This is a genomic window from Pseudomonas sp. DCB_AW (assembly GCF_026240895.1).
GTDB lineage: Bacteria > Pseudomonadota > Gammaproteobacteria > Pseudomonadales > Pseudomonadaceae > Aquipseudomonas > Aquipseudomonas kermanshahensis.
Genome location: NZ_JAPFCE010000010.1, coordinates 114549 through 138149, shown reverse-complemented (window position 1 = coordinate 138149; position 23601 = coordinate 114549). Strand labels below are relative to the sequence as shown.

Below are 23601 nucleotides of genomic sequence, written 5' to 3'. Positions count from 1 at the left end.
GGCGCTTTCGAAACGGTTGCCGCGACCGCGCTGCGCAAGGGCGATGTGGTCAAGGTGATCGCGGGTGAACTGATCCCGGGTGATGGTGAGGTAATCGAACCGTCCTGGTGGGAGCGGGTTTACCCGCGAAGAGGCCGGCACAGTCAGCACTAAACGAAAAAGGCGACCCGAAGGTCGCCTTTTCCAGAACCGCTACAGCCGAATCAGAACTCGTGATCCGCAGTGTCCGGGTTCAGGTTGGCAATGCCCAGCTTGCCTGCAGCCTGTTCGATCGCGCCGGTCTGCTTGACCAGCGAGGCGATGGCGTCACGCACGACTTGGTTGCCAGCGGCGTTGTCGGCAGCGATCAGTTGGTCGTAGTGCTCGCCTTTCAGGGCGTGGTCGACGATCACCTGGATCTTCGCTTCGGTGGCTTCCAGGTCGGCCTTCAGGGTGGCGTCGGTAGCCGGGTCGACCTTGGCCACCAGCGACGACAGGCTCGGGCCGGTCAGCTTGGTGCCATCCGGGCGGGTGTACTCGCCCAGGTAGACGTTGCGGATACCCTTGGCGTCGTAGAAGTGCGAGTAGTGGGTGTTGTCGCTGAAGCAGTCTTGCTCGTCTTCAGGCGAGTTGGCTTCCAGCGAGACCTTCATGCGCTCGCCCGCCAGTTCGCCCAGCGACAGGCTGCCCATGCCGAACAGCATCTTGCGCAGGCCGTCGTTGACCGGTTCGGCTTCCAGGGTGGCGCGGTAGTTGTCGGCAACGTTCGGTGCCCAGTTGCCAACCATCTCTTCGAGGTCCTTGACCAGCAGGTCGGTGGCCGCCTTCAGGTAGGCACGACGGCGGTCGTTGTGGCCGCCAGTAGCACCGTTGCCTTCCAGGTAGTCGGAAGCAGGGCGGTTGCCAGCGCCTGGGCCGGTGCCGTTCAGGTCCTGGCCCCAGAGCAGGAATTCGATGGCGTGGTAGCCGGTGGCGACGTTGGCTTCGGAGCCGCCCAGCTCGTTCAGGCTGGCCAGCTTCTCTGGGGTGATGTCCTTGACGTCGACCTTCTCTTCGCCGACCTGGATCTCGGTGTTGGCGATGATGTTGGCGCTGGCCGCCGGGTTGCCCAGGGCGTGCTCGTAGCTCTTGTCGACGTAGTCGATCAGGCCTTCGTCCAGGGGCCAGGCGTTAACTTGACCTTCCCAGTCGTCGATGATGGTGTTGCCAAAGCGGAAGGCTTCGCTCTGCAGGTAAGGTACGCGCGAGGCGGCCCAGGCGTCCTTGGCGGCTTTCAGGGTTTCGTCGTTGGGCTTGGCCAGGAACGCGTCGACTGCCGTCTGCAGGGCCTTGGCGGTGCTCAGCGAGTCGCTGTAAACGGCGTAGACCATGTCGGCGTAATGCTGGACCACGGCCTTGCCGGCCGCTTCATCGACAGCCCCAGGCGCGGCGGCGGTGGTGCTGGCGGCAGCAGGCGCTTGCGCTTGCGGAGCAGCGGCCTTGTCATCCTTTTCGCCACATCCGGCGAGCGCGATGGCGATGGCCAGCAGACTGGCGGAGGCCAGAGGCATTCGAATCATTGTTGGTTTCCCTGCGTCGTGTGGTTGGACCGTGCGCCATGGCACGCGAAACCGCAACATCATGCGAAAGATTTGCATTTGCTGTAAAGAGGCGAGCGCGCAATTCATGTAAATGCCCGTCACGGCCTGTAACCGGGGCCGTCAGGGCTACAGCATGGACACCTGATTGCGCTGTGCCTGCTTGAGGTAACTGGTCAGCTCGCGGGCTGACAGTGGCTTGCTGTAGTGGTAGCCCTGACCCTCATGGCAACCCTGGGCGATGATGTAGGTCTCCTGCTCGGCGGTTTCCACGCCTTCAGCGATAACCTGCATGCCCAGGCTTTTGCCCAGCTGGATGATGGCGCGCACGATGGTGGCGTCGTCATCGTCGTCGAGCAGGTCCTGGACGAAGCTCTTGTCGATCTTGATCTTGTCCAGCGGCAACGACTTCAGGTAGCTGAGCGACGAGTAGCCGGTACCGAAGTCATCAATGGCGATCAGTGCCCCGGAGCGGCGCAGGCTGAGCAGGTGCTGGGCGGCGGTGCTGATGTCTTCCATCAGGCCGGTCTCGGTCACTTCCAGCTCCAGGCTGCGCGGCGGCAGGCGGTAGGCCTGCAGCAGGTTGTTGACCACGCGTGGCAGTTCGCTGTGGTGCAACTGCACGGTCGACAGGTTGACCGCCATGCGCAGGTCGCTGAAGCCCAGGTCGTGCCATTCGCGCAGCTGCCGGCAGGCCTGGTCGAGTACCCATTCGCCGATGGTGATGATGTTGCCGTTCTGCTCGGCCAGCGGGATGAACTGATCGGGCGGGACCATGCCCAGCTCCGGGTGTTGCCAGCGCAGCAGGGCCTCGACGCCAACCACGCGGTGGTCGCGGTAGCTGATCTGCGGCTGATACACCAGGTAGAGCTGATTGCGCGGCAGGGCTTCGCGCAGGTCTTTTTCCAGCTCGCGGCGGCGGCGCATCTCACTGTCGACGCTGGCGATGTAGAACTGGTAACGGTTGCGTGAGCGGGCCTTGGCCAGGGTCATGGTCTGTTCGGCTTTTTGCAGCAGCTTCTCGGTGCTGTCGCCGTCTTCGGGGAACAGGGTGATGCCGATGGTGGCACGCAGGCGGATCTGCTGATGGTCGAGGTCGAAGGGCACCTCCAGGTCATCGAGGATGCTCTGGGCCAGCTCGGCAGCCTCATAGGGCTGCTCGATGTTGGCCTGAACCAGGGCGAACTGGTCGCCACCCAAGCGCGCCAGCGCCCCCAGGCGGCCACTGTGGGCGCGCAGGCGGTCGGCCAGGGCCAGCAGCAACTGGTCACCGACCTGGTAGCTGAACTGCTCGTTGATGCCTTTGAAATCGTCCAGGCCCACGCACAGCACTGCGACGCGATGCTGCAGGCGGCCGCCGTCGACAAGGATCTTGTCCAGCTGTTGCTGCAGTTGCTGGCGGTTGGGCAGGCCGGTGAGGAAGTCGTACTGGGCCATGCGTTGCAGGCTGTTCTCGGCCTCGTGGCGCAGGTGCGTATTGCGCTCGATGGAGGCGAGCAGCTGGTTGGCCGTGTTCACCCACAGCCCCAGTTCGTTTTTTTCGTGGCCCTTGAGCAGCGGGATCTGGTGCTGGCTGGGGCGATCGGGGTTGATCTGGGTAAGGTGCTCGATGATTTTCGACAGTGGCTTGGTCAGCAGCCAGTGGTAGACCAAGTACAACACCAGGCCCATGGCCAGGGCGCGTAGCACGCCGGAGATGAAGATGATCACCGCGTTGATCAAAAAATCTTCGCCGTACGACGAGGTGTCGAGGGTGATGCTCAGGTCGCCGTAGTATTCGCTGTAGGGGCCGCGGCCGACCAGTTGGGTGGTGTAGGTGCGTTCCTGGCCGAGGATCAGGTCGGTCAGCCAGCGCATGGACATGTCCTGCAGCGGGCGGGACTTTTCGGCCAGCATGGTTTCATTGGGGTGGCCGATGGACGCCATGCGCACTGATTCGTCCTGGAACAGGCCTTCCATCACCTGCATGCCCATCTCCCGGTCAAGGCTGTACACCGCCTGGGTAGAGGGGTCACGGAACATGTCGAGGATGCGCTGGGCATCGTTGTCGACAGCCTGGCGGGTCTTGTAGGTGTCGTAGACGATTTGCGCACAACTGAGCACGACGCCCACTGCGAGCGCCGACAGCAGCACGACCCTGAGCAACTTGACCGACAAGCTGTTCCGCAATTCCAGCTTCAATGGGGTTTCCTTAATCCATGCGCATGGCATCATTTTGCCATCAATGAAACCAATACACTATCGGCCGGTGTGCCACGGACACAGCGCGAGAAGCGGGGTTGTCCTGGGCAGTATATCGGTCGCCTGGCCCTGCAACTTGAGTGCGCTGTATCAAGTTTCCAGAGGTTTGATGTTAGCGTGCAATCCGTGCTGAGCAAGAGGCTGTTACAGGCCCATAAAAAAACCCGGCACCAAGGCCGGGTTCTTCGTTCAAGGCTGGATATGCATCAGGCCTTGAAGGTCTTGCCTTCGAACTGTTCGGCAACGAAGGCCCAGTTGACCAGGTTCCAGAACGCCTCGACATACTTCGGACGCACGTTGCGGTAGTCGATGTAGTAGGCGTGTTCCCAGACGTCGCAGGTCAGCAGCGGGGTGTCGCCATTGGTCAGCGGGTTGCCGGCGCCGATGGTGCTGGCCAGGGCCAGGGAACCGTCAGCTTTCTTCACCAGCCAGCCCCAGCCGGAGCCGAAGGTGCCGACGGAAGTTTTGGTGAACTCTTCCTTGAACTTGTCGAAGGAACCGAAAGCGGCGTTGATGGCTTCGGCCAGGGCACCGGTCGGTTGACCACCGGCGTTAGGCGCCAGGCAGTTCCAGTAGAAGGTGTGGTTCCAGACTTGAGCGGCGTTGTTGAAGATACCGCCCGAAGAGGTCTTGACGATCTCTTCCAGGGTCTTGCCTTCGAATTCGGTGCCTGGGACCAGGTTGTTCAGGTTCACGACATAGGTGTTGTGGTGCTTGTCGTGGTGATACTCCAGGGTTTCCTTGGAGATGTGCGGCTGCAGGGCATCGTGGGCGTACGGCAGCGGCGGCAATTCAAAAGCCATGGTGGATCTCCTGATTCAGGTCTATTTGCGGTTTGCGCAAGGCCGATCACGGGCGGCCCGATCAACGTCGGCGAGTTTGTACTCTTTGCGACGCGAGGGCTGGATCATAGCACCGGGCCCGGCGCATAACCACGCAACAAAGATAGGGAATAGAGGTTCCAGAGCGGTTGGCCGGTGCCGACCAGTGGTGTTTGCCGCGGCGTTTGTATCGCCTGTGAGATCGAGCGCCGCCCGCGCGGCGCTTCGCAGCACAAGGCTGCTCCCACATTTGTTTCGGTCCAGTGAGGCCTGTGGCATTTGCGCGCGTTAGCCCCAGCAATAATTGGCCCGAAAAAATGTAGGAGCAGCCTTGTGCTGCGAAGCGCCGCGCGGGCGGCGCTCGATCTCCCAGGCGCTGAAACTGCCGTGCCAAGCACTTGCGCATTCAGCTAAAAATCAGCTGCGCCGCCACCGCGAACATCATCACCGCCACCATCAGGTCGAGCATCCGCCAGGTCGCTGGCCGCGCCAGCCACGGTGCCAGCCAGGCCGCACCGATCGCCAAGGTCGAGAACCACAGCAGCGAAGCACTGGCCGCCCCCGCCACATAGGCCCCGGGCACTGTCTGCTGGGCACCGAGCGAGCCGATCAGCAGCACGGTGTCGAGGTACACATGGGGGTTGAGCAGGGTCACCGCCAGCGCACTGAGCAACACCGCGCGGCGCGAACGCATGCCCTGGCCTTGCTGGTGCTGCAGGCTCTGCTTGGAGCAGGCGCTGCGCAGCGCCTTGGCGCCGTACCAGAGCAGGAACACCGCGCCGCCCCAACGGGCGATGGCCAGCAGGGTCGGGTTGTGCGCCAGTACCGTGGCCAGGCCGAACACCCCGGCAGCGACCAGCAGGGCGTCGCAGACGATGCACAGGGCCGCCACCGGCAGGTGGTGCTCGCGGCGCAGGCTTTGCGCGAGGACGAAGGCGTTCTGCGCGCCGATGGCCATGATCAGGCCGAAGGCCACCAGCATGCCGTTCAGATAGCTTTGCCACATGGCGGTGTACTCCAGAAAATGAGCCATAAACGATGCTGGCTATTGTGGTGATTGGCGCTGTATAAGAAAAACAAATAAAGCTGATCAGGCATTAGGAATATCGATGTTCGACTACAAGCTGCTGGCCGCCCTTGCGGCGGTGATCGAGCAAGGCGGCTTCGAGCGTGCGGCGCAGGTGCTGGGGCTGTCGCAATCGGCCATTTCCCAGCGCATCAAGCTGCTCGAAGCACGGGTTGGCCAGCCGGTGTTGGTGCGGGCCACGCCACCGAGCCCCACCGAGGTCGGGCGCCAGCTGCTCAACCATGTGCAGCAGGTGCGTCTGCTAGAGCGCGACCTGCAACGCCAGGTGCCTGCGCTGGACGAGGAGGGCATGCCGGAGCGTTTGCGGATTGCCCTTAACGCCGACAGCCTGGCCACTTGGTGGGCGGGCGCGGTCGGCCGGTTCTGTGCCGAACAGAACGTGCTCACCGACCTGGTGGTGGAGGACCAGGAAGTTGGCCTTAAACGCATGCGTGCCGGTGAAGTGGCGGCCTGCCTGTGTGGCAGCGAGCGGCCAGTGGCTGGCGCGCGCAGCCTGCCGCTGGGCGCGATGCGCTACCGAGCACTGGCCAGCCCGGTGTTCATGGCGCGGCATTTCCCCCGTGGGTTCGAGGTCAAGCGCTTGGCACGCACGCCCGCGATCGTGTACGGCCCGGACGACTTCCTGCAACACCGCTACCTGGCATCGCTGGGCATCGAGGACGGTTTCCTGCACCACTTGTGCCCTTCGTCCGAAGGGTTCCTGCGCATGACCGAGGCGGGGTTGGGCTGGGGGCTGGTGCCTGAATTGCAGGCGCGCGAGCAGCTGTCCAGCGGGCAATTGGTGGAAATATGCGCCGATACTCCCATCGATGTGCCGTTGTACTGGCATCATTGGCGCAATGGCGGGCAACTGCTCGCGCAACTGACCGATCACCTGCGGCACACGGCACGGCAATGGCTGGTGCCCTTGTAGCCACGGCCGGCGTCAGTTGCATCTGAAATCTGGCAAGGCGGAGTCTTACATGCGAATTCTGGTCACCGGCGCGAGCGGCTTCATCGGCGGGCGCTTTGCGCGCGTTGCCCTGGAGCAGGGCCTGGACGTGCGGGTCAGCGGCCGACGTGCCGAAGGTGTCGAGCACCTGGTCAAGCGCGGCGCGCAGTTCATCCCCGGCGACCTGGGCGATGCCGAGCTGGCCCGGCGCCTGTGCCAGGGCGTTGAAGCGGTGGTGCACTGCGCAGGCGCGGTGGGCAACTGGGGGCGCTACCAGGATTTTCACCAGGGCAACGTGGTGGTCACCGAAAACGTGGTCGAGGGTTGCCTGAAGGAGCATGTGCGACGCCTGGTGCATCTGTCGTCGCCGTCGATCTACTTCAATGGTCGTTCGCGCCTGGACATCCGTGAGGACCAGGTGCCGCGCCGCTTTCACGATCACTATGCGCTGACCAAGCACCTGGCCGAGCAGAAGGTGTTCGGTGCCCAGGAGTTCGGCCTGGAAGTGCTGGCGCTGCGCCCGCGCTTCGTCACTGGGGCTGGCGATGCCAGTATTTTCCCGCGGCTGATGCAGATGCAACGCAAGGGCCGCGTGGCGATCATCGGCAACGGCCTGAACAAGGTCGACTTCACCAGCGTGCACAACCTCAACGAGGCGTTGCTCAGTGCCCTGTTCGCCGACGACCGCGCCCTGGGCCAAGCCTACAACATCAGCAATGGCCACCCGTTGCCACTGTGGGATGTGGTCAACTACGTGATGCGCCAGATGCAATTGCCGCAAGTGACCCGGTACCGCTCCTACGGCCTGGCCTACAGCCTGGCGGCGCTCAACGAAGCGGCGTGCATGCTCTGGCCGGGGCGGCCGCAGCCCACCTTGTCGCGCATGGGCATGCAGGTGATGAGCCGCGATTTCACCCTGGACATCAGCCGCGCACGGCAGTACCTGGACTACCAGCCCAAGGTCAGCCTGTGGACGGCCCTGGATGAATTCTGCGGTTGGTGGAAGCATCAGCCACTTGGCCAGTGAACCTGGCGCAGGGATGATGGTCATCAGTGCGCCGCACGAGCGGCTTATACTCATGTCTCTTTGCTACTACCGCGGTTGAATTAATCCATGCGCAACGATGCCCACGACGATTTCGATGATGTGCCAGCCCTGCGTGCCGGTACCCCTGATGATGACGAGCTGTTGCCAGCGCACGTTTCGCGCAGCCGCCAGAAGGCCGCAAGGCCGGCCAGCACAGGCCCGCTGTGGGCGCTGCTGGTGGCCTCGTTCATTGCCTTGGCCGGCCTTGGCTGGTGGAGCTTTCAGCAGATCTCGCTGATGGAGCAGCAACTGGTGGCCACCCAGGAAAGCTTTGCGCGCATCAGCGAAGAAGCGGCGGGGCGCCTGCAGGCCATCAGCGGCAAGGTCGATGCCAGCGAGTCGACGACCAGCACGGGCAGTGAGGCGCTGAAGCTGCAGATCCGCCAACTGCAGGCCAGCCTGGCCGAGCAGGGCAAGCAGCAGCAGGGTGTAGCGGGGCAGGCCGGTGACCTGGGCAAGCGCCTGGAGCAGGTGCTGGCCGATACCCGCGAACAGCAGAAAGCCGTGACCGAACTGCAGACCCAGTTGCAGGCGCAATTGAAGGCCGTGAATGGCGAGCTGGCGGCGCTGAAGTCAGCCCAGGTCGATGGCGGCAAGCTCGACGGGCAGCTCAAGAACCTGAGCGACGAAGTGGCAGCGCTGAAAAAGCAGGGTAACCCGAGCGCGGCGATCCAGAGCCTGGAGCAGGACATGCTGGTGTTGAAGAGCCAGGTCGACAATCGCCCGGCGGCGGCGCCGGGCGGTGCCTCGGTGCAGGAGTTCGATGCGTTCCGCGGGCAGACCACCCGCAGCATCAACACGCTGCAGAGCCAGATCCAGAACCTGCAGCAGCAGATCAAAGCGCGCCCCTGAAGACCCCGCGTGCCCTGTAGGCGCAGCCTTGTGCTGCGAAGAGGCCAGTGTAGGCATGACCGTTACGTGCAAGCCTGCACCGGCCTCTTTAAGCACAAGGCCGCGCCTACCCGATCACATCCGTGGGTAGTCGATATACCCCACCGGCCCCTTGCTATAGAAGGTTTCCGGGTGCGCCTGGTTCAAGGGCGCATCCGCCGCCAGGCGCGCTGGCAGGTCCGGGTTGGCAATGAACGGCACACCGAACGCCACGGCATCCGCCTTGCCAGTGGCCAGCGCGGCATTGGCAGTGGCCTTGGTGAAGCGCTCGTTGACGATGTACGGGCCACCGAAGGCCTCTTTGATCAGCGTGCCGATGCTGTCGTCGGCTTCCTTCTCCCGCGAGCAGATGAAGGCGATGCCGCGCTTGCCCAGTTCGCGTGCCACGTAGGTGAAGGTTTCGGCACGGTCAGCGTCGCCCATGTCGTGTGAATCGGCACGCGGCGCCAGGTGCACGCCTACGCGGTTGGCCCCCCACACTTCAATGGCGGCGTCAGTGACTTCCAGCAGCAAGCGTGCGCGGTTTTCCAGCGAGCCACCGTAACGGTCGGTGCGCTGGTTGGTGCTGCTTTGCAGGAACTGGTCGAGCAGGTAGCCATTGGCACCGTGGATTTCCACACCATCGAAACCTGCGGCCTTGGCGTTTTCCGCGCCGCTGCGGTAGGCCTCGACGATGTCGACGATCTCTTCGGTTTCCAGCGCCCGCGGGGTCGGGTAGTCGCTGAGCGGGCGCACCAGGCTGACGTGGCCCTTGGGCTGGATCGCGCTGGGGGCCACCGGCAGTTCGCCGTTCAGGTAGCTGGGGTGGGAAATGCGGCCCACATGCCACAGTTGCAGGAAGATGCGCCCGCCGGCGCCATGCACGGCCTTGGTGACATTGTTCCAGCCACGCACCTGTTCGTCGTTCCAGATGCCTGGGGTGTCTGGGTAGCCGACCCCCATCGCCGTGACCGACGTCGCCTCGCTGAGGATCAGCCCGGCGCTGGCGCGTTGCACGTAGTACTCGGCCATCAGTGCGTTGGGCACCCGGCCTTCATCGGCGCGGCAGCGGGTCAGCGGGGCCATGATGATGCGGTTGGGCAGTTGCAGGTCGCCCAGCGTGATCGGGTCGAAGAGCGTAGTCATGCGGTTTCCTTTTCAGAGCGCTTGGCTCAACTGTTCGAGGAAGGCCTGAATGGTCTCCTCATTGCGTTTGAAGAAGTGCCATTGGCCGATCTTCTGGCTGCTGATCAGGCCGGCGCGCTGCAAGATGGCCAGGTGAGCAGAAACGGTCGACTGCGACAGGCCGCAGCGTTGGTCGATCTGCCCGGCACAGACACCGTGTTCGGTGCTGTGGTGCTGGTCAGGAAACTGCGTTGCCGGGTCCTTCAGCCAGTCGAGGATTTCTCGCCGGACCGGGTGGGCCAGGGCTTTTATTATGTCGTCTAGATCGAGGGGCATGGGGTGTGGCTCATGGTGAAGCGGTCGATTGCGATAGGGGACTGTAAATCGGTATTTCGCGATATACAAATATGAAGAGGTTCTGAGTTGAGCACCAATCGCTATATCGCGTTATGACGATATAGGCGTTGGCGGTGCTAGACTGACGCCATGAACTACCTCGCACACTTGCACCTCGGCGGCCCCGCGCCGCAGCAACTGCTCGGCAGCCTGTATGGCGATTTCGTCAAGGGCTCGCTGGAAGGGCGCTTTCCTCCGGCGCTGGAAGCCGCTATCCGGCTGCACCGGCATATCGACAGCTACACCGACCGTCATCCGCTGGTGCTGGCCGCGCTGGCGCGGTTCCCTGTGCAGCGGCGGCGGTTTGCCGGCATTGTCCTGGATGTGTTTTTCGATCATTGCCTGGCGCGGCATTGGGCTGACTATGCCCAGCAGCCGTTGGCGCAGTTCACCGGTGATTTCTATCGGGTGCTGCTGGCGGAGCCTGAGTTGCCCGGGCGCCTGGCGCGCATTGCACCGTTCATGGCGGCCGATGACTGGCTGGGGGCGTATGGCGATTTTGCGACGCTGGAGCAGGTGTTCAACGGCATTGCGCGGCGGTTGTCGCGGCCGGAGGGGATGGCTGGCGTGATGCCTGAGTTGGAGCGGTTGTATGAGCCGTTGATGGCGGACTTTCGCGAGTTTTATCCGCAGTTGCAGGCGTTTGCGGCGGCGGGGCGGGTGTCTGGTTAATCTTCTGCTGCCTGCTCTGGCCTCTTCGCGGTCCGACTTGCCCGCGAAGAGGCCAGAGCAGGCAGAATCAAAGTTCAGGCAGCGCGAGCCTGCCGCCGTGGCACCACAGTTGCCTCTTCAACCCCAAACAGCGCCCCATGAATGGCCTGTTGCGCCTGCAATGCCAGCACCGCACGCTCCTTGCCAACACTGGCAATCGGCTGCAACAGATGAATGCGCACCTCGCCACGCGGCTGGGCAAACAGCCGCATCAGGTGCGACACCAAATCATCATCGCCAATGAATGGCGCAATCGGGTCAGCCTCGCCATTGCGCAGATATTGGATGGCCACCGGCTGCACCGGCACCGCCTGGTCGATGGCACCTGCCAGCAAACGACCGTGGAACGTGCGCACGTGGCGCCCATCGGTGGTGGTGCCTTCGGGGAAGATCAACAGCGGCCGGGCGTCGCTCAGTTGCGCGCTGATCTGCTCCCGCAGCCGTTGGCTGTCGCCACCGCCGCGCCGGATGAACAGCGTGCCGGCCTTTTCTGCCAGCCACCCGGCCACAGGCCAGTGGCGCACCTCGGCTTTGGACAGGAACGACAGCGGAAGCAGCATGCCGAGCAGCGGGATGTCGGCCCAGGAGACGTGGTTGCTGACCCACAGCATCGGCTGTTTGGGCAGTTCGCCTAACACCCTGACCTCAAAGGGCAAGGCTGCGACCAGGCGTTTCATGAACCAGCAGCTCCAGCGTTGCCGGCGCTCGATCGAAGCCGTCAAGCCTACGCGTTCGCCAAGGGCGATCACGCTGGCCATCAGCAGACCGAGCAGCAGCACCAGCATCAGCCGTGTCAGGCGGGCGAGTACCCGCAGCTTCGGCATCAGACCGCCGCCTTGAAGTGGCGGGCGTAGCGTGGGCAGAGGTCGTCGCGCTTGAGCAGGATGAACACGTCGGCGACCTGGAAGTCCTCATCCCAGCAGGGTTCGCCGCAAATCTTCGCACCCAGGCGCATGTAGGCCTTGAGCAGCGGTGGCATTTCGGCGATGACATTGTTTGGCAGGGCCAGCTTCGGCAGCGGGTTTTTAGGCTCGGCGCGCAGGTGCTCGTTGCACAGGTAGCGTTCGCGCAGGCGCTGCATGACCGCATGGGCCTGCACGCCACCATCCTGCATGGGGATGCTGGCGCACCCCATCAGGTAGCTGTAGCGCCCTTCGTTGAGCACTTCGGCCAACTCGCCCCAGAGCACGGCGATGGTGCCGCCGTTGCGGTATTCGGCGGCCACGCAGGTGCGGCCCAGTTCAAGAATCGGCCCTTGCAATTGCAACAGGCCGTGCAGGCTGAACTCTTCTTCGCTGTAGAAACGGCCAAGGCTGCTGGCAGCCTGGTGGTCGAGCAGCCGGGTGGTGGCGACCAGTTCGCCGGTGCTCAGGTCGCGCACGCCGATGTGGCGGCAGTGCGGGTCATAGTCATCCATGTCCAGACCGTGTTCGGCACCCTTGAGCTTGGCCTTGAATTCTGCGCTGAACACTTTGTAGCGCAAGGCCTGGGCTTCCTGCAGGGCCGTGGCGCCGACCAGGCGTTCGGCTTGCAGACGGCGTTCAGTGCTGTTGTCGCCGGTGTGAGCGATCCGAGTCATTACGAGTCTCCATAAGCCAGCCATGAAGGGTTGCGGCCGGTCGGCTTTGTTGTGCAAAGTCAGCCTAGGTAGACGGGGTGTCACCCCTGTGAATCTTTGGTGATGCTTGCGTGACACCCGCCCTCAACCCCCGCAAGGAGCTGCGTCCGATGGCCTGGCTACAACGACTCAACGACCCGCTGCGCCAACCTTTGGCCGGCACCCTGGGCGAAACCTACGCCGCGCTGCTTGAGCGCCTTGGCCAGGTTGCCCCGTTCGAACTGGCGGTGCTCGGCGGGCGCGCGATGGCCACGCCGGGCCTGGCCTTTCTCGTCGGTTACCAGGCCGCCTTGCGCGTGCTCTGGCCCAGCGCGCCGGCCAGCCTCGGCGCCCTGTGCGCCACCGAGCGGCGCAGCGTGCGACCGGCGGACATGCGTACGCGTGTCGACGGGTTGCGCCTGACCGGCAGCAAGGATTTCGTCACCGCCGGGCTTGAGGCGGAATGGTTGCTGGTGGCGGCGCGCAGTGAAGCGGCAGGCGAGGCACCACGCTTGAACCTGGCGGTGGTGTACCCGGGCGAACCGGGGGTGACGTTGGAGGCGTTGCCGACCTTGCCGCTGATGCCCGAAGTCGGCCATGGCCGGTTGCACCTGGAGCAGGCGGCGTGCGAATTGCTGGCCGGAGATGGTTGGGATGCCTACGTCAAACCGTTTCGTTCGCTCGAAGACTTGTACGTACTTACTGGTTTGACGGCCTGGCTGTATGGCGTCGGCCAGGAGTGTGCGTGGCCGCAGGCGTTGCGCTTGCGCCTGCTCAGTGTGTTGGCCGGGTGTGCGGAAGGCAGCCGTCAGTGTGCGGACAGTGTGGGTTGCCATTTGTTGCTGGCGGGGTTGTTTGCGCAGTTTCAGGCGCTGCGCGCTGATATTGATGAGGCGTTGCTGGCTGGGCCCAAGCAGTGGGCGCAATTGTGGCAGCGTGATCAAGGGGTGATGGCGCTGGCTGCAGCAGCGCGGGAGAAGCGCCTGGCCAAGGCCTGGGCGGCTGCAGGATTGTCATAAAGGGCCGGCAGACTTGGGTGAACATTTGAATGTTGGGGCCGCTTTGCGGCCCATCGCCGGCAAGCCAGCTCCTACAGGCGGCGCATGCCCGGTAGGCGTTGGCTTGCCGGCGATGGGCTGCAACGCAGCCCCATATTATGTGAGCTCAAGATGGAAAAGGTTCTGCTGGCCCTGCTGTGGCTTGTCATGTCCTCGGCCCGCGCCGAACACTGGCCAGCCCCCGACTGGCAAACCGACCCTGCCCCCCGCGACTGGCAAGCCGTCGACGCCTACGCCTTCCCCGCTGACCGCAGCATCCACACCAACGCCCTGCTGATCATCCGCGACGGCCGCATTCTCTATGAACGCTACACCCACCCCACAACCGCCCATACCGTGCACCTCACCTGGTCCGTGAGCAAGAGCGTGCTGGCCACGGTGCTGGGTGTTGCCCAAGGCGAAGGCCGCTTCCAACTGCAGGACCCGGTCGCCCGCTTCTATCCACCCATGCAAACACACCCGGACGTGCGCCTGGCCGACCTGCTGCACTGGGCCAGCGGCCTGGGCTGGCAGGAAGACTACGAGTACGCCCCGTTAAACTCCTCCGTGGTGGCCATGCTCTACACCCGCGGCCGTGGGGACATGGCGGCCTACACAGCGGCGCGGCCAGCGGCCCGCACACCAGGGCAGCATTTTTTGTATTCCAGCGGTGACAGCAACCTGCTGGCCGCAGCGTTACGCGGCATGCTCGATGCCGGGCAGTACCCCGACTACCCCTGGCAGGCGCTGTTTACGCCGCTGGGCATTCACAGCGCGGTGTGGGAGCGCGATGCTGCCGGTACCTATGTCGGTTCTTCGTACCTCTACCTGACTGCCCGGGACCTGGCGCGCATTGGCCTGCTGATGCAGCGCGAGGGGCGCTGGGGTGATCGGCAGCTGCTGCCTGCAACCTGGGTAGCCTTCAATCGCACACCCTTTGCACCGGCCGAGCCAGTGCCGGGCGAAGCCAACCCGGGTGGGCACTGGTGGCTCAACGATGCGCGGGCGTGGCCGGATGCCCCCGCGGACACCTACGCCGCGCTGGGCCATTGGGGCCAGGCGCTGTACGTGTTGCCTGGGCAAAAACTGGTGATTGTCCGCTATGCCGATGACCGCGACGGCACCTACCAGCATGACCAACTGCTCAAGCGTGTGTTGGCGGCGCTGGCCGGGGAGGGCGCATGAGGCGGGCGCTGCGGGTGCTTGTGGCGCTGCTTGCCGTGTCGCTGGGCTGGAGCGCGTGGCAGGCGCGCCAGGCGCTGGCGGATTTCCCGAGCATTCTCTCGGCCTATTCGGCCAAGGAGTATTGCTCGTGCCGCTTCGTCATGGGGTTCGACCCGGCCTACTGCAACGCCTACGTGAAACAGTGGCTGCCGCTGAGCCTGCTTGAAGAAAGCAGCGAGCAACGGCGCGTTACCGCCGAAGGCCTGGGCCGGCGTAACCAGGCTGCCTGGCAGGGCGTGCGCGAGGGCTGCCGCTTGCTGCCATGATGGCGGGCGGGTAAGGTTGCGGTCTTGTTTCACGAGATCTGTCATGTTCAAGTTGCCCCGTCTCCTGCCCGCATTATTGCTGGCCCTATGCCTTCCTGCCCACGCCAACTGGCACCTCGATGGCGAGTCATCACGCCTGTCGTTCATTACCGGCAAAAACGGTGATACGGCCGAAGTTCATCGCTTTCTGGTGCTGCATGGCACGGTGGACCGCAAGGGTGCGGCTGGCCTGCGTATCGAAATGGATTCGGTCAGCAGTGGCATCCCGCTGCGCGACGAGCGCATGCGTGACGGCCTGTTCGAGGTCGAGCAGTTCGCCGAGGCCACGGTGAAGGCACAGCTGGACCTGCGGCCGATCAACGACCTGGCCAACGGTGCGCAGATCGAACTGCGCCTGCCACTGACGGTGACGCTGCATGGCCAGTCCCACAGCTACAATGCCTTGCTGCTGGCCACACGGCTGGACGAGCGGCGCTTCCAGGTGGTGACCCTGGAGCCCTTGGTACTGCGCGCCGAGGATTTTGGCCTGGTGCCGGGGCTGGAGAGCTTGCGCAAGTTCGCTGGGCTCAAGTCCATCAACCCATCGGTACCGGTTAATGCGGTGCTGATCTTTACCGCCCGCTGACATGCCGGGGCCGGTCTTCCCCTGGCGGGATGGCAACCAGTTCGAACTGCTGATCGACGGCCCCGAGTTCTTTCCACGCATGCTCCAGGCGATCACGCGTGCCGAGTTCCAGGTCGACCTCGAACTGTATCTGGTCGAAGCGGGCGCGTGCGCCGATGCGGTGGTCGACGCGCTGGCACACGCTGCCCGGCGTGGTGTGCGGGTGCGCTGCCTGTTCGATGACTATGGTTCGCTGGCCTTCAACAGCGCCTTGCGCCAGCGGCTGCTTGAGGCCGGCGTGTACCTGCGCTGGTACAACCGCCTGCGCTGGAAGCGTGGCCTGCGTAACCTCTACCGCGATCACCGCAAGCTGCTGCTGGTGGACGAGCGGTGGGCGGCGGTGGGCGGCACGGGTGTCACCGATGAATTCTGGACGCCGGGCACCGCTACCAGCGAATGGCATGAGGTGATGGTGCAAATAGAAGGCCCTGTGGTCACCGACTGGCAACTGCTGTTCGACCGCCAATGGCACGCCAACAACCGCCGCACCGCCTGGCGGCCGGCTGAAGGCTTTGGCCTGCCACGCCTGCCCAAGGTGCCGGCACAAGGGCAGGGTATGGGCCGGGTAGCCTATGCCGACGCCCGTCAGCATCAGGACATCCTGCATGCGTTGGTGCGTGCGCTGAACAGCGGCAAGCAGCGGGTATGGCTGGCCACGCCGTATTTTCTGCCGACCTGGAGCGTGCGCCGCTCGTTGCGCCGTGCAGCCAGCAAGGGCCTTGACGTGCGCTTGTTGCTGACCGGGCCGCGTACCGACCACCCGTCGGTGCGCTATGCCGGGCATCGCTATTACCCACGTCTGTTGCGCGCCGGGGTGAAGATATTCGAGTACCAGCCGTGTTTCCTGCACCTGAAAATGGCCGTGGTGGACGACTGGGTCAGCGTCGGCTCGTGCAACTTTGACCACTGGAACCTGCGCTTCAACCTTGAGGCCAACATCGAGGCCCTTGACCCGCCGCTGACCGCTGCCGTGGTGGCCAGTTTCGAGCGTGATTTCGCCTTGAGCGAAGAAGTCGACCTCGCTCACTGGCATGCCCGGCCACTGTGGCGACGGGTGAAACAGCGGGTGTGGGGGTGGCTCGACCGGCTGGTGGTCAACGTACTCGACCGCCGTGACTAAGAGCGACTATCGTGCAGTGACTGTTCACAGGCAATGGAAGGAGTGGATGTGATGACGGCGAAGAAGATTCTTATGCTGGTGGGTGATTACGTCGAAGATTACGAGGCGATGGTGCCGTTCCAGGCCCTGAGCATGGTGGGCCATACGGTGCATGCCGTGTGCCCCGAGAAGCTCGCGGGCCAGACCGTGCGCACTGCCATCCATGACTTCGAGGGTGAACAGACTTACAGCGAGAAGCCGGGGCATAATTTTGCCCTGAACTACGACTTTGTGCGCGTGCGTGCCGAAAGTTATGACGCCCTGCTGATCCCCGGTGGCCGTGCCCCCGAATACCTGCGCCTGGATGACAAAGTGCTGGACCTGGTCAGGGCGTTCAACGATGCGGGCAAGCCGATTGCCGCAGTGTGCCACGGGGCTCAGTTGCTGGCAGCGGCTGGCGTGTTGGAAGGGCGCGAGTGCAGTGCCTACCCGGCGTGTGCACCGGAGGTGCGCTTGGCGGGCGGCACGTTCATCGATATCGCGGTGGACCAGGCGCACGTGGATGGCAACCTGGTGACTGCGCCGGCGTGGCCTGCGCACCCGGCCTGGCTGGCGGCATTTTTGAAGGTGCTGGGGACTCGCATTTCCTGAACCGGCCCATTCGCGGGCAAGCCCGCTCCCGCAGGGTAGCTGCTGCCCTTCAGTTCAGTAGAGCACCTGTGGGAGCGGGCTTGCCCGCGAAAGGGCCAGTACAGGCAGCACAGCTGGAACAGCCTTAACCAACCTGCTCAACCCAGTCATTGAGGTTGTAGTAGTTGGTCACCCGGGCAATCTTGCCGCAGTGAATATAAAAGAACGCCCCCGCCGACAGCACATACGTCTGCCCATTGGCCGCAGGTAGCCCTTCGTCATTGGCGAGGTATTCGCCATGCACCGTGAACTCCGCCGCTGCCCGGCTGCCGTCGGCATTCTGCATCACCACGATATCGGCCAGGCGCTCGCGGTAGCAGCGGTTCATCTTGTCCATGAACGCGGCAAACCTGGCCTTGCCCATCTGCCGCTCGCCCTGGTTGATGTCGTGGATCACGTCTTCGCTGAGCAGGGCGAGAAAGCCTGGCATGTCACCGGCATTGAAGGCTGCGTAGTATGCATTTACCAGTTCGGTAGCGGTCATGGAACAATACCTGTCGTGTAGGGAAAAGGCGGAGCGTGGGTTCGGATGATAGGGTTTCCCCTCAAGCCCGGCTTAGCCGAGCGCGTCATCCACATCGACAAAACGACCGCCAAGCATGGAAATACGCCTGTTGCACGGCGCCGCTATCGCGCCTTACATCGATGACCTCGCTCGCCTGCGCCTGACCGTGTTCCGCGAGTTTCCCTACCTTTACGACGGCACGCCGGAGTATGAGGCCGACTACCTGTCTACTTACGCCCGCTCCGGGCGCAGCCTGGTGGTGCTGGCGCTGGACGCCGGCCGGGTGGTGGGTGCCGCCACCGGCCTGCCGCTGGTGGACGTTGCCGCCGAGTTCCAGCAACCGTTCCTGGCCCAAGGGCGTGACCCTGCCAGCGTGTACTACTTCGGTGAATCGGTCGTGTTGCCGGAGTACCGGGGCCAAGGCCTGGGCGTGCGCTTCTTTATCGAACGCGAGTCCTATGCCCACAAGCTCGCCGAGTTCGACTATTGCGCCTTCTGTGCCGTCGAGCGCCCAGGCGTGCACCCCCGGCGGCCGGCTGATTACAAGCCCTTGCAAGGGTTTTGGCGCAATCGAGGCTTTCTGCACGACCCCTCTTTGCGCACCACCTATGGCTGGCGCGACCTGGATGAGCAGGAAACGTCCGAAAAGATCATGTCGTTCTGGCTCAAGGAACTGCCGATATGATCCGTCTGGCGGCCTGCCAGTACGCCATCGAGCTGCACAAGACCTGGGATGCTTACGTCGACCACCTGCAGCGCTTGTGCGCCGAAGCCGTGCAAGACGGCGCCCAGTTGCTGCTGTTGCCGGAGTACGCGGGCCTGGTGCTCAGCGGGCTGCTACGCGAGGAGCAGCGGGGTGACCTGAAGGGTTCCATCGCCGGTATCCAGCCGTTGATCGAACCCTGGAAGGCCTTGTGTGAGCGTATCGCCCGGCGCTGGGGTATCTATCTGCAACCTGGCAGCCTGCCGGTGCAGGACGGCGATGGCCGCTATCGCAACCGCGCGTGGCTGTTTGGCCCCGACGGTGTGCTGGGTTATCAGGACAAACTGATCATGACCCGCTTCGAGCGCGAACAATGGGACATCGCGCCGGGCGAGGGGCTGAAGGTATTCGAGACCAAGCTTGGCAAGCTGGGCATTCTGATCTGCTACGACAACGAGTTTCCGATGCTGGCCCGGCACTTGGCTGAAGCGGGCGTCGACCTGATTCTGGCCCCCAGTTGCACCGACACTGAGGCCGGTTACAACCGGGTGCGTATCGGCGCCCAGGCAAGGGCGCTGGAAAACCAGATTGCCGTGCTGCAGAGTCCGACGGTAGGGCTGGCGCCGTGGTCGCCAGCGCTGGATGAGAACATTGGGCGTGCGGGGTTGTTCGTACCGCCGGACCATGGGATGCCCGCGGATGGCGTGGTGGCGCTGAGTGATCAGCTCAACCCGGCCGGCAGCCAGTGGCTGATGTGTGAGGTAGACCTTGAGGCCGTACGGCGGGTGAGGCAGGAGGGGCAGGTATTTACCCGGCGCGACTGGCCAGAGCAGTTCGGGCGGATGCTGTAAATGAAAACGCCCGGCGGATGCCGTAATGCTGTTCACTTAAGAATGCCGGGGCCGCTCTGCGGCCCTAAGTGAACAGCATTACGGCGGATGCCGGGCGTTTTCGATCAGGCCAGAGGTGAATTACTTCACTTCAACAGCCAGGCTTTCGGCAATCTTGCTCTGCCACAGCGCAGGGCCGGTGATGTGCACCGACTCACCGTTGCTGTCCACCGCGACGGTGACTGGCATGTCTTTCACGTCGAACTCGTAGATCGCTTCCATACCCAGCTCGGCGAAGGCCAGGACCTTCGACTTGCGGATCGCCTGGGCTACCAGGTAAGCGGCGCCGCCAACGGCCATCAGGTACACGGCCTTGTTGTCCTTGATCGCTTCGATGGCGGTCGGGCCACGCTCGGACTTGCCGATCATGCCCAGCAGGCCCGTTTGCTCGAGGATCTGGCGGGTGAACTTGTCCATGCGGGTAGCGGTGGTCGGGCCGGCTGGGCCAACCACTTCGTCACCGACCGGGTCGACTGGGCCGACGTAGTAGATGAAGCGGCCTTTGAGGTCCACTGGCAATTCTTCGCCACGGTTGAGCATCTCGACCATGCGCTTGTGCGCGGCGTCACGGCCGGTGAGCATCTTGCCGTTGAGCAGGATGGTCTCGCCTGGCTTCCAGCTGGCGACTTCTTCCGGAGTGATGTCGTCGAGGTTGACGCGGCGGGCGCTTGGGCCGGCTTCCCAGACGATTTCTGGGTAGGCGTCCAGCGACGGCGCTTCCAGCTCGGCTGGGCCGGAGCCATCGAGCACGAAGTGCGCGTGACGGGTGGCAGCGCAGTTCGGGATCATGCACACCGGCAGCGAGGCTGCGTGGGTCGGGTAGTCCATGATCTTGACGTCGAGCACAGTGGTCAGGCCGCCCAGGCCTTGGGCACCGATGCCCAGCTGGTTGACCTTCTCGAACAGCTCCAGGCGGATCTCTTCGATGCGGTTTTGCGGGCCGCGGGCTTTCAGCTCATGGATGTCGATGGACTCCATCAACACTTCCTTGGCCATGACCGCAGCTTTCTCGGCGGTACCGCCGATGCCGATGCCGAGCATGCCAGGTGGGCACCAGCCAGCGCCCATGGTCGGAACGGTCTTCAGCACCCAGTCGACGATCGAGTCGGACGGGTTGAGCATGGCCATCTTCGACTTGTTTTCCGAGCCGCCGCCTTTGGCTGCGACATCGACTTCGACCTTGTCGCCAGGGACGATCGAGTAGTGGATGACGGCCGGGGTGTTGTCCTTGGTGTTCTTGCGGGCACCGGCCGGGTCGGCCAGGATCGAGGCGCGCAGGACGTTCTCAGGCAGGTTGTAGGCGCGACGCACACCTTCGTTGATCATGTCGTCGACGCTCAGGGTGGCGCCGTCCCAGCGCACGTCCATACCGACGCGCACGAACACGGTAACGATACCGGTGTCCTGGCAGATCGGACGGTGGCCGGTGGCGCACATGCGCGAGTTGATCAGGATCTGGGCGATGGAGTCGCGCGCGGCAGGCGACTCTTCACGCAGGTAGGCCTCGTGCATCGCCTGGATGAAATCGACGGGGTGGTAGTACGAGATGAATTGCAGGGCGTCGGCAACGCTCTGAATCAGGTCGTCTTGCTTGATCACGGTCATGCAGCGCGCTCCTCTTAAAGACGGGAACATTCGTAAAGGCCCTTCGACACTGCACACCTGTGTGTCGAAACGCCTGGCAAGGCGTCGGCAGGTCAGGCCGACGTAAAAAGGCGCGGCAGTATAGCGCGCCTCACCGTGCGAAACACCTGCGTGTGGTCTGGACCATGGTCGGCAGGGTGGCGGGCATCCTTTTTGCTGCCAATAGCGGCTTGCCTTAGAGTGACGATGTGTACCCGGAGAATGATGACCATGCCTGAACTCTGTGTGGGCGAGCGCCGCTGGACGGTGCCCACCGGCAGCAACCTGCTCGATGCCTTGAACGCGGCGGGCTTGAATGTGCCCTACAGCTGCCGCGCAGGCAGTTGCCACGCCTGCCTGGTGCATTGCCTGGACGGGCAACCGGCGGATGCCTTGCCCGAGGCCTTGGCGCTGGACAAGCACGCACAGGGCTGGCGCCTGGCGTGCCAGTGCCGGGTGGTGGATGACCTGCGCGTGGCGGTGTTCGACCCGCTGCTCGAAGGCATGCCCGCGACGGTATGTGCACTGGACTGGTTTGGCGATGTGTTGCGCTTGCGCCTGCGGCCCGAGCGGGCGCTGCGCTACCAGGCCGGCCAGCATCTGGTGCTGTGGAACGGTGCGGTCGCGCGGCCATATTCGTTGGCAAGCCTGCCGGGTGAGGATGATTTTCTCGAGTTTCATATCGACTGCCGGCGGCCAGGGGCGTTTTGTGACAGCGCTCGGAGCTTGCGGGTTGGTGATGAGCTGCGCCTGGGCGAGCTCAGGGGCGGGGCGTTGCACTACGACCCGGACTGGCAGGAGCGGCCGCTGTGGATGTTGGCGGCGGGTACCGGGCTTGCGCCATTGTGGGGCATCTTGCGTGAGGCTATGCGGCAGGGGCATCGCGGCGAGATTCGGGTGCTGCATGTGGCGCGGGACAGTACCGGGCATTACCTGGCTGAAGCGTTGCAGGGCAGGGTAGGTGTCACCGTCGAGCTGGTGCTGGCGGAGCAGATGGAGGAAGCGCTGGCGGGGTTGCGGATGGTGTCCCGACAGACGGTGGCCCTCGTATGCGGGGCGCCCGCGAGTGTCGAGCGTTTCGCCCGGCGCCTGTTCATTGCTGGGGTGCCGAGAGGCCAGGTGTATGCGGATGCCTTTGTTGAACACGTTTGAACCCTTGGACGATGCACCTTGGTCAATCGCGGGCAGTTCGCGATTGACCAGTTGCCATGTGCCGGTGCTGATTGTCAGGGCGCTGTGAGGCAACGTAGCAGGAAACCTTTGCGGGTCCAGCCTTGCTCCTCTTCCTCTTCCTCATCGTCCTCGCCGGTAACCAATGTGCTGCCGTCTGGCTGCAGTTCGCTGCTTGAGACCCTATCCATGCTCTTGCCTAGAGAAAACGACAGCCAGCCATTCTCCTGAAAACCACTGTCCGGTAGGCCGTCGGGCGAGAACCTGCCGACCAAAAGATCAGCTTGACTCCCGCTGGTGTCGCCTACGGTGATGATGGCCTGGTCGTGGAAGACGGCGACCGTTTTCCAGTAACCACGGGTACCCAGTGAGGTAGTGATGAAGCCCGCCAACGGTTGGCCCTGATGATCGAAAGCGGCGATCACACTTTTTTGAGGTACTTCGCCGCCGGCACAGACAATGGCGTTAGACGCGAGTTTGGCAATCGAGAAAAAGTTGGCATGAGAAGTCAGCTCGGCGAAGGCAAAGCCTTCGTGACCGAATGTCGAGTCATAGTCACCGCTACTGTGCAGGCGGATGACACAGGCTAAGTCGCGATCAGCAGTCATGACTGACCCGCCCAGCAGAATGAATTCACCGTCCAGAAGCATCGCGGTCGTGTAAGTAAGGTATCCCCTGGGCGGTGTAAGCTGCTTGTAACCGGTGCCGTTGAAGCTCGTATCCAAAGCGCCGTCGGCGTTGAACCGCATGATCGTGGAGTGGCTATTGTTGAACTGAAATGTGAGGTAAACCTTGTCGTTCGCCGCGAGTGTCTGCACCTGCGGTGGTCCCTCAGCGACTTCAATAACGCGGGGTGTGGATGACACGTTTTTTTGCTCGTGCACCTCAAGGTCTGTGGGCGTTTTGATCAAAACATGGCCATCCTTGCCGAATGACGTGTCTAGCAAGCCGCTGCTGCTGAATCGAGCCAGAGCGGGTTGTAGCCCATTATGCATTCCGATCATGAGGATTTTGCCGTCTGAGAGCAGGTGAACGCTGCTGCCAACGGCGGATAACGGAGGGGCGAACTTGCCTTCGGTCAGCCCGTTGTTCTGACCAAATTGTTGATCGAGTTTGCCTGTGTTATCCACACGGAAAATGACGTAATTGCCGCCCACACCCGTGCCAACGCAAATTCTGCCGTCCCCGTCTGGGATTGAAGACGCGATTCGCTGAATCGACCGGTGTGGGCGAGCGACGCCGTAGGTGCCGTAGTCAGGGTCCAGCACGTTCTGTTTGCGGGTTGTGCTCATCGCTTTTCACCTTTCG

The 23601-nt window shown here is 63.4% G+C and carries 24 protein-coding genes; 13 read left to right on the top strand and 11 right to left on the bottom strand.

Going from position 1 to position 23601, the window contains the following annotated elements; translation table 11 throughout:
- Positions 1–203: 203 nt before the first annotated feature.
- The 4 genes from OO306_RS09345 to OO306_RS09330 form a co-directional block, all read right to left on the bottom strand.
- Positions 204–1538 (bottom strand): imelysin family protein, encoded by a 1335-nt coding sequence (locus tag OO306_RS09345; protein WP_265968460.1) that lies wholly within the window; start codon positions 1536–1538, stop codon positions 204–206.
- Positions 1539–1685: 147 nt separating this feature from the next.
- On the bottom strand, positions 1686–3737 hold the full coding sequence (locus OO306_RS09340) for a bifunctional diguanylate cyclase/phosphodiesterase (RefSeq protein ID WP_027594050.1): 2052 nt from the start codon (positions 3735–3737) through the stop codon (positions 1686–1688).
- 266 nt (positions 3738–4003) lie between these two features.
- Entirely contained in the window at positions 4004–4600 is a 597-nt protein-coding gene (locus OO306_RS09335; protein WP_027594051.1) for a superoxide dismutase, read from the bottom strand.
- A gap of 424 nt (positions 4601–5024) precedes the next feature.
- Positions 5025–5624 carry a LysE/ArgO family amino acid transporter gene (locus OO306_RS09330; RefSeq protein WP_027594052.1) on the bottom strand — a complete coding sequence of 200 codons (600 nt, stop codon included), beginning with the start codon at positions 5622–5624 and terminating at the stop codon, positions 5025–5027.
- Between the two features lie 97 nt (positions 5625–5721).
- On the opposite strand from OO306_RS09330, the gene OO306_RS09325 reads away from it, so the two are divergent.
- From OO306_RS09325 to OO306_RS09315, 3 genes are all read left to right on the top strand, one after another.
- A complete protein-coding gene (locus OO306_RS09325) occupies positions 5722–6618 on the top strand; it encodes a LysR family transcriptional regulator ArgP (RefSeq protein WP_172960427.1) in 897 nt (298 codons plus the stop codon).
- A 49-nt stretch (positions 6619–6667) separates the two neighbouring features.
- The gene (locus OO306_RS09320) at positions 6668–7663 is read left to right on the top strand and encodes an NAD(P)-dependent oxidoreductase (RefSeq protein WP_085273625.1); all 996 of its coding nucleotides are present in this window, start codon (positions 6668–6670) and stop codon (positions 7661–7663) included.
- Positions 7664–7750: 87 nt separating this feature from the next.
- Positions 7751–8575 (top strand): ATPase, encoded by an 825-nt coding sequence (locus OO306_RS09315; RefSeq protein WP_265968458.1) that lies wholly within the window; start codon positions 7751–7753, stop codon positions 8573–8575.
- Between the two features lie 114 nt (positions 8576–8689).
- Here the strand turns inward: OO306_RS09315 and OO306_RS09310 are convergent, their stop codons facing one another.
- Entirely contained in the window at positions 8690–9739 is a 1050-nt protein-coding gene (locus tag OO306_RS09310) for an alkene reductase (protein ID WP_099430349.1), read from the bottom strand.
- A 12-nt stretch (positions 9740–9751) separates the two neighbouring features.
- Positions 9752–10054, bottom strand: coding sequence for a helix-turn-helix transcriptional regulator (locus OO306_RS09305; RefSeq protein ID WP_099430348.1), 303 nt, complete (start codon positions 10052–10054; stop codon positions 9752–9754).
- A 150-nt stretch (positions 10055–10204) separates the two neighbouring features.
- Here OO306_RS09305 and OO306_RS09300 point away from each other — a divergent pair, with 150 nt between their 5' ends.
- Positions 10205–10786 carry an ACP phosphodiesterase gene (locus OO306_RS09300; RefSeq protein WP_186677676.1) on the top strand — a complete coding sequence of 194 codons (582 nt, stop codon included), beginning with the start codon at positions 10205–10207 and terminating at the stop codon, positions 10784–10786.
- A gap of 74 nt (positions 10787–10860) precedes the next feature.
- On the opposite strand, the gene OO306_RS09295 is transcribed toward OO306_RS09300, so the two are convergent.
- Both OO306_RS09295 and olsB read right to left on the bottom strand, forming a co-directional pair.
- A complete protein-coding gene (locus OO306_RS09295) occupies positions 10861–11649 on the bottom strand; it encodes a 1-acyl-sn-glycerol-3-phosphate acyltransferase (protein ID WP_265968456.1) in 789 nt (262 codons plus the stop codon).
- The gene (gene olsB / locus OO306_RS09290) at positions 11649–12404 is read right to left on the bottom strand and encodes an L-ornithine N(alpha)-acyltransferase (RefSeq protein ID WP_027594060.1); all 756 of its coding nucleotides are present in this window, start codon (positions 12402–12404) and stop codon (positions 11649–11651) included. Before olsB ends, OO306_RS09295 begins: the two co-directional genes overlap by 1 nt.
- 149 nt (positions 12405–12553) lie before the next feature.
- On the opposite strand from olsB, the gene OO306_RS09285 reads away from it, so the two are divergent.
- The 6 genes from OO306_RS09285 to OO306_RS09260 all read left to right on the top strand — a co-directional run bounded on the left by OO306_RS09285 (position 12554) and on the right by OO306_RS09260 (position 17363).
- A complete protein-coding gene (locus OO306_RS09285) occupies positions 12554–13441 on the top strand; it encodes an acyl-CoA dehydrogenase (protein ID WP_265968455.1) in 888 nt (295 codons plus the stop codon).
- A gap of 150 nt (positions 13442–13591) precedes the next feature.
- The gene (locus tag OO306_RS09280) at positions 13592–14644 is read left to right on the top strand and encodes a serine hydrolase (RefSeq protein WP_265968454.1); all 1053 of its coding nucleotides are present in this window, start codon (positions 13592–13594) and stop codon (positions 14642–14644) included.
- Positions 14641–14949, top strand: a complete 309-nt coding sequence (locus OO306_RS09275; RefSeq protein ID WP_265968453.1) for an amidase — start codon at positions 14641–14643, stop codon at positions 14947–14949. The genes OO306_RS09280 and OO306_RS09275 overlap by 4 nt, the downstream gene beginning before the upstream one ends.
- 43 nt (positions 14950–14992) lie before the next feature.
- Positions 14993–15574, top strand: a complete 582-nt coding sequence (locus OO306_RS09270) for a YceI family protein (protein ID WP_099430342.1) — start codon at positions 14993–14995, stop codon at positions 15572–15574.
- Position 15575: 1 nt separating this feature from the next.
- The gene (locus tag OO306_RS09265) at positions 15576–16733 is read left to right on the top strand and encodes a phosphatidylserine/phosphatidylglycerophosphate/cardiolipin synthase family protein (protein WP_027594065.1); all 1158 of its coding nucleotides are present in this window, start codon (positions 15576–15578) and stop codon (positions 16731–16733) included.
- A 48-nt stretch (positions 16734–16781) separates the two neighbouring features.
- Positions 16782–17363 carry a DJ-1/PfpI family protein gene (locus tag OO306_RS09260; RefSeq protein WP_177408603.1) on the top strand — a complete coding sequence of 194 codons (582 nt, stop codon included), beginning with the start codon at positions 16782–16784 and terminating at the stop codon, positions 17361–17363.
- 124 nt (positions 17364–17487) lie between these two features.
- On the opposite strand, the gene OO306_RS09255 is transcribed toward OO306_RS09260, so the two are convergent.
- Positions 17488–17886, bottom strand: coding sequence for a nuclear transport factor 2 family protein (locus tag OO306_RS09255; protein ID WP_085273615.1), 399 nt, complete (start codon positions 17884–17886; stop codon positions 17488–17490).
- 115 nt (positions 17887–18001) lie between these two features.
- Here OO306_RS09255 and OO306_RS09250 point away from each other — a divergent pair, with 115 nt between their 5' ends.
- A complete protein-coding gene (locus tag OO306_RS09250; protein WP_027594068.1) occupies positions 18002–18592 on the top strand; it encodes a GNAT family N-acetyltransferase in 591 nt (196 codons plus the stop codon).
- On the top strand, positions 18589–19461 hold the full coding sequence (locus OO306_RS09245) for a carbon-nitrogen hydrolase family protein (protein ID WP_265968448.1): 873 nt from the start codon (positions 18589–18591) through the stop codon (positions 19459–19461). Before OO306_RS09250 ends, OO306_RS09245 begins: the two co-directional genes overlap by 4 nt.
- Before the next feature lie 120 nt (positions 19462–19581).
- Here OO306_RS09245 and OO306_RS09240 read toward each other — a convergent pair whose 3' ends face one another.
- Complete coding sequence (locus OO306_RS09240; protein ID WP_027594070.1) at positions 19582–21105, bottom strand: fumarate hydratase; 1524 nt, start codon at positions 21103–21105, stop codon at positions 19582–19584.
- A 249-nt stretch (positions 21106–21354) separates the two neighbouring features.
- Here OO306_RS09240 and OO306_RS09235 point away from each other — a divergent pair, with 249 nt between their 5' ends.
- A complete protein-coding gene (locus OO306_RS09235) occupies positions 21355–22275 on the top strand; it encodes an iron-sulfur-binding ferredoxin reductase (RefSeq protein ID WP_265968446.1) in 921 nt (306 codons plus the stop codon).
- A gap of 74 nt (positions 22276–22349) precedes the next feature.
- Here OO306_RS09235 and OO306_RS09230 read toward each other — a convergent pair whose 3' ends face one another.
- Positions 22350–23585 (bottom strand): delta-60 repeat domain-containing protein, encoded by a 1236-nt coding sequence (locus OO306_RS09230; RefSeq protein WP_265968444.1) that lies wholly within the window; start codon positions 23583–23585, stop codon positions 22350–22352.
- Positions 23586–23601: the final 16 nt, after the last annotated feature.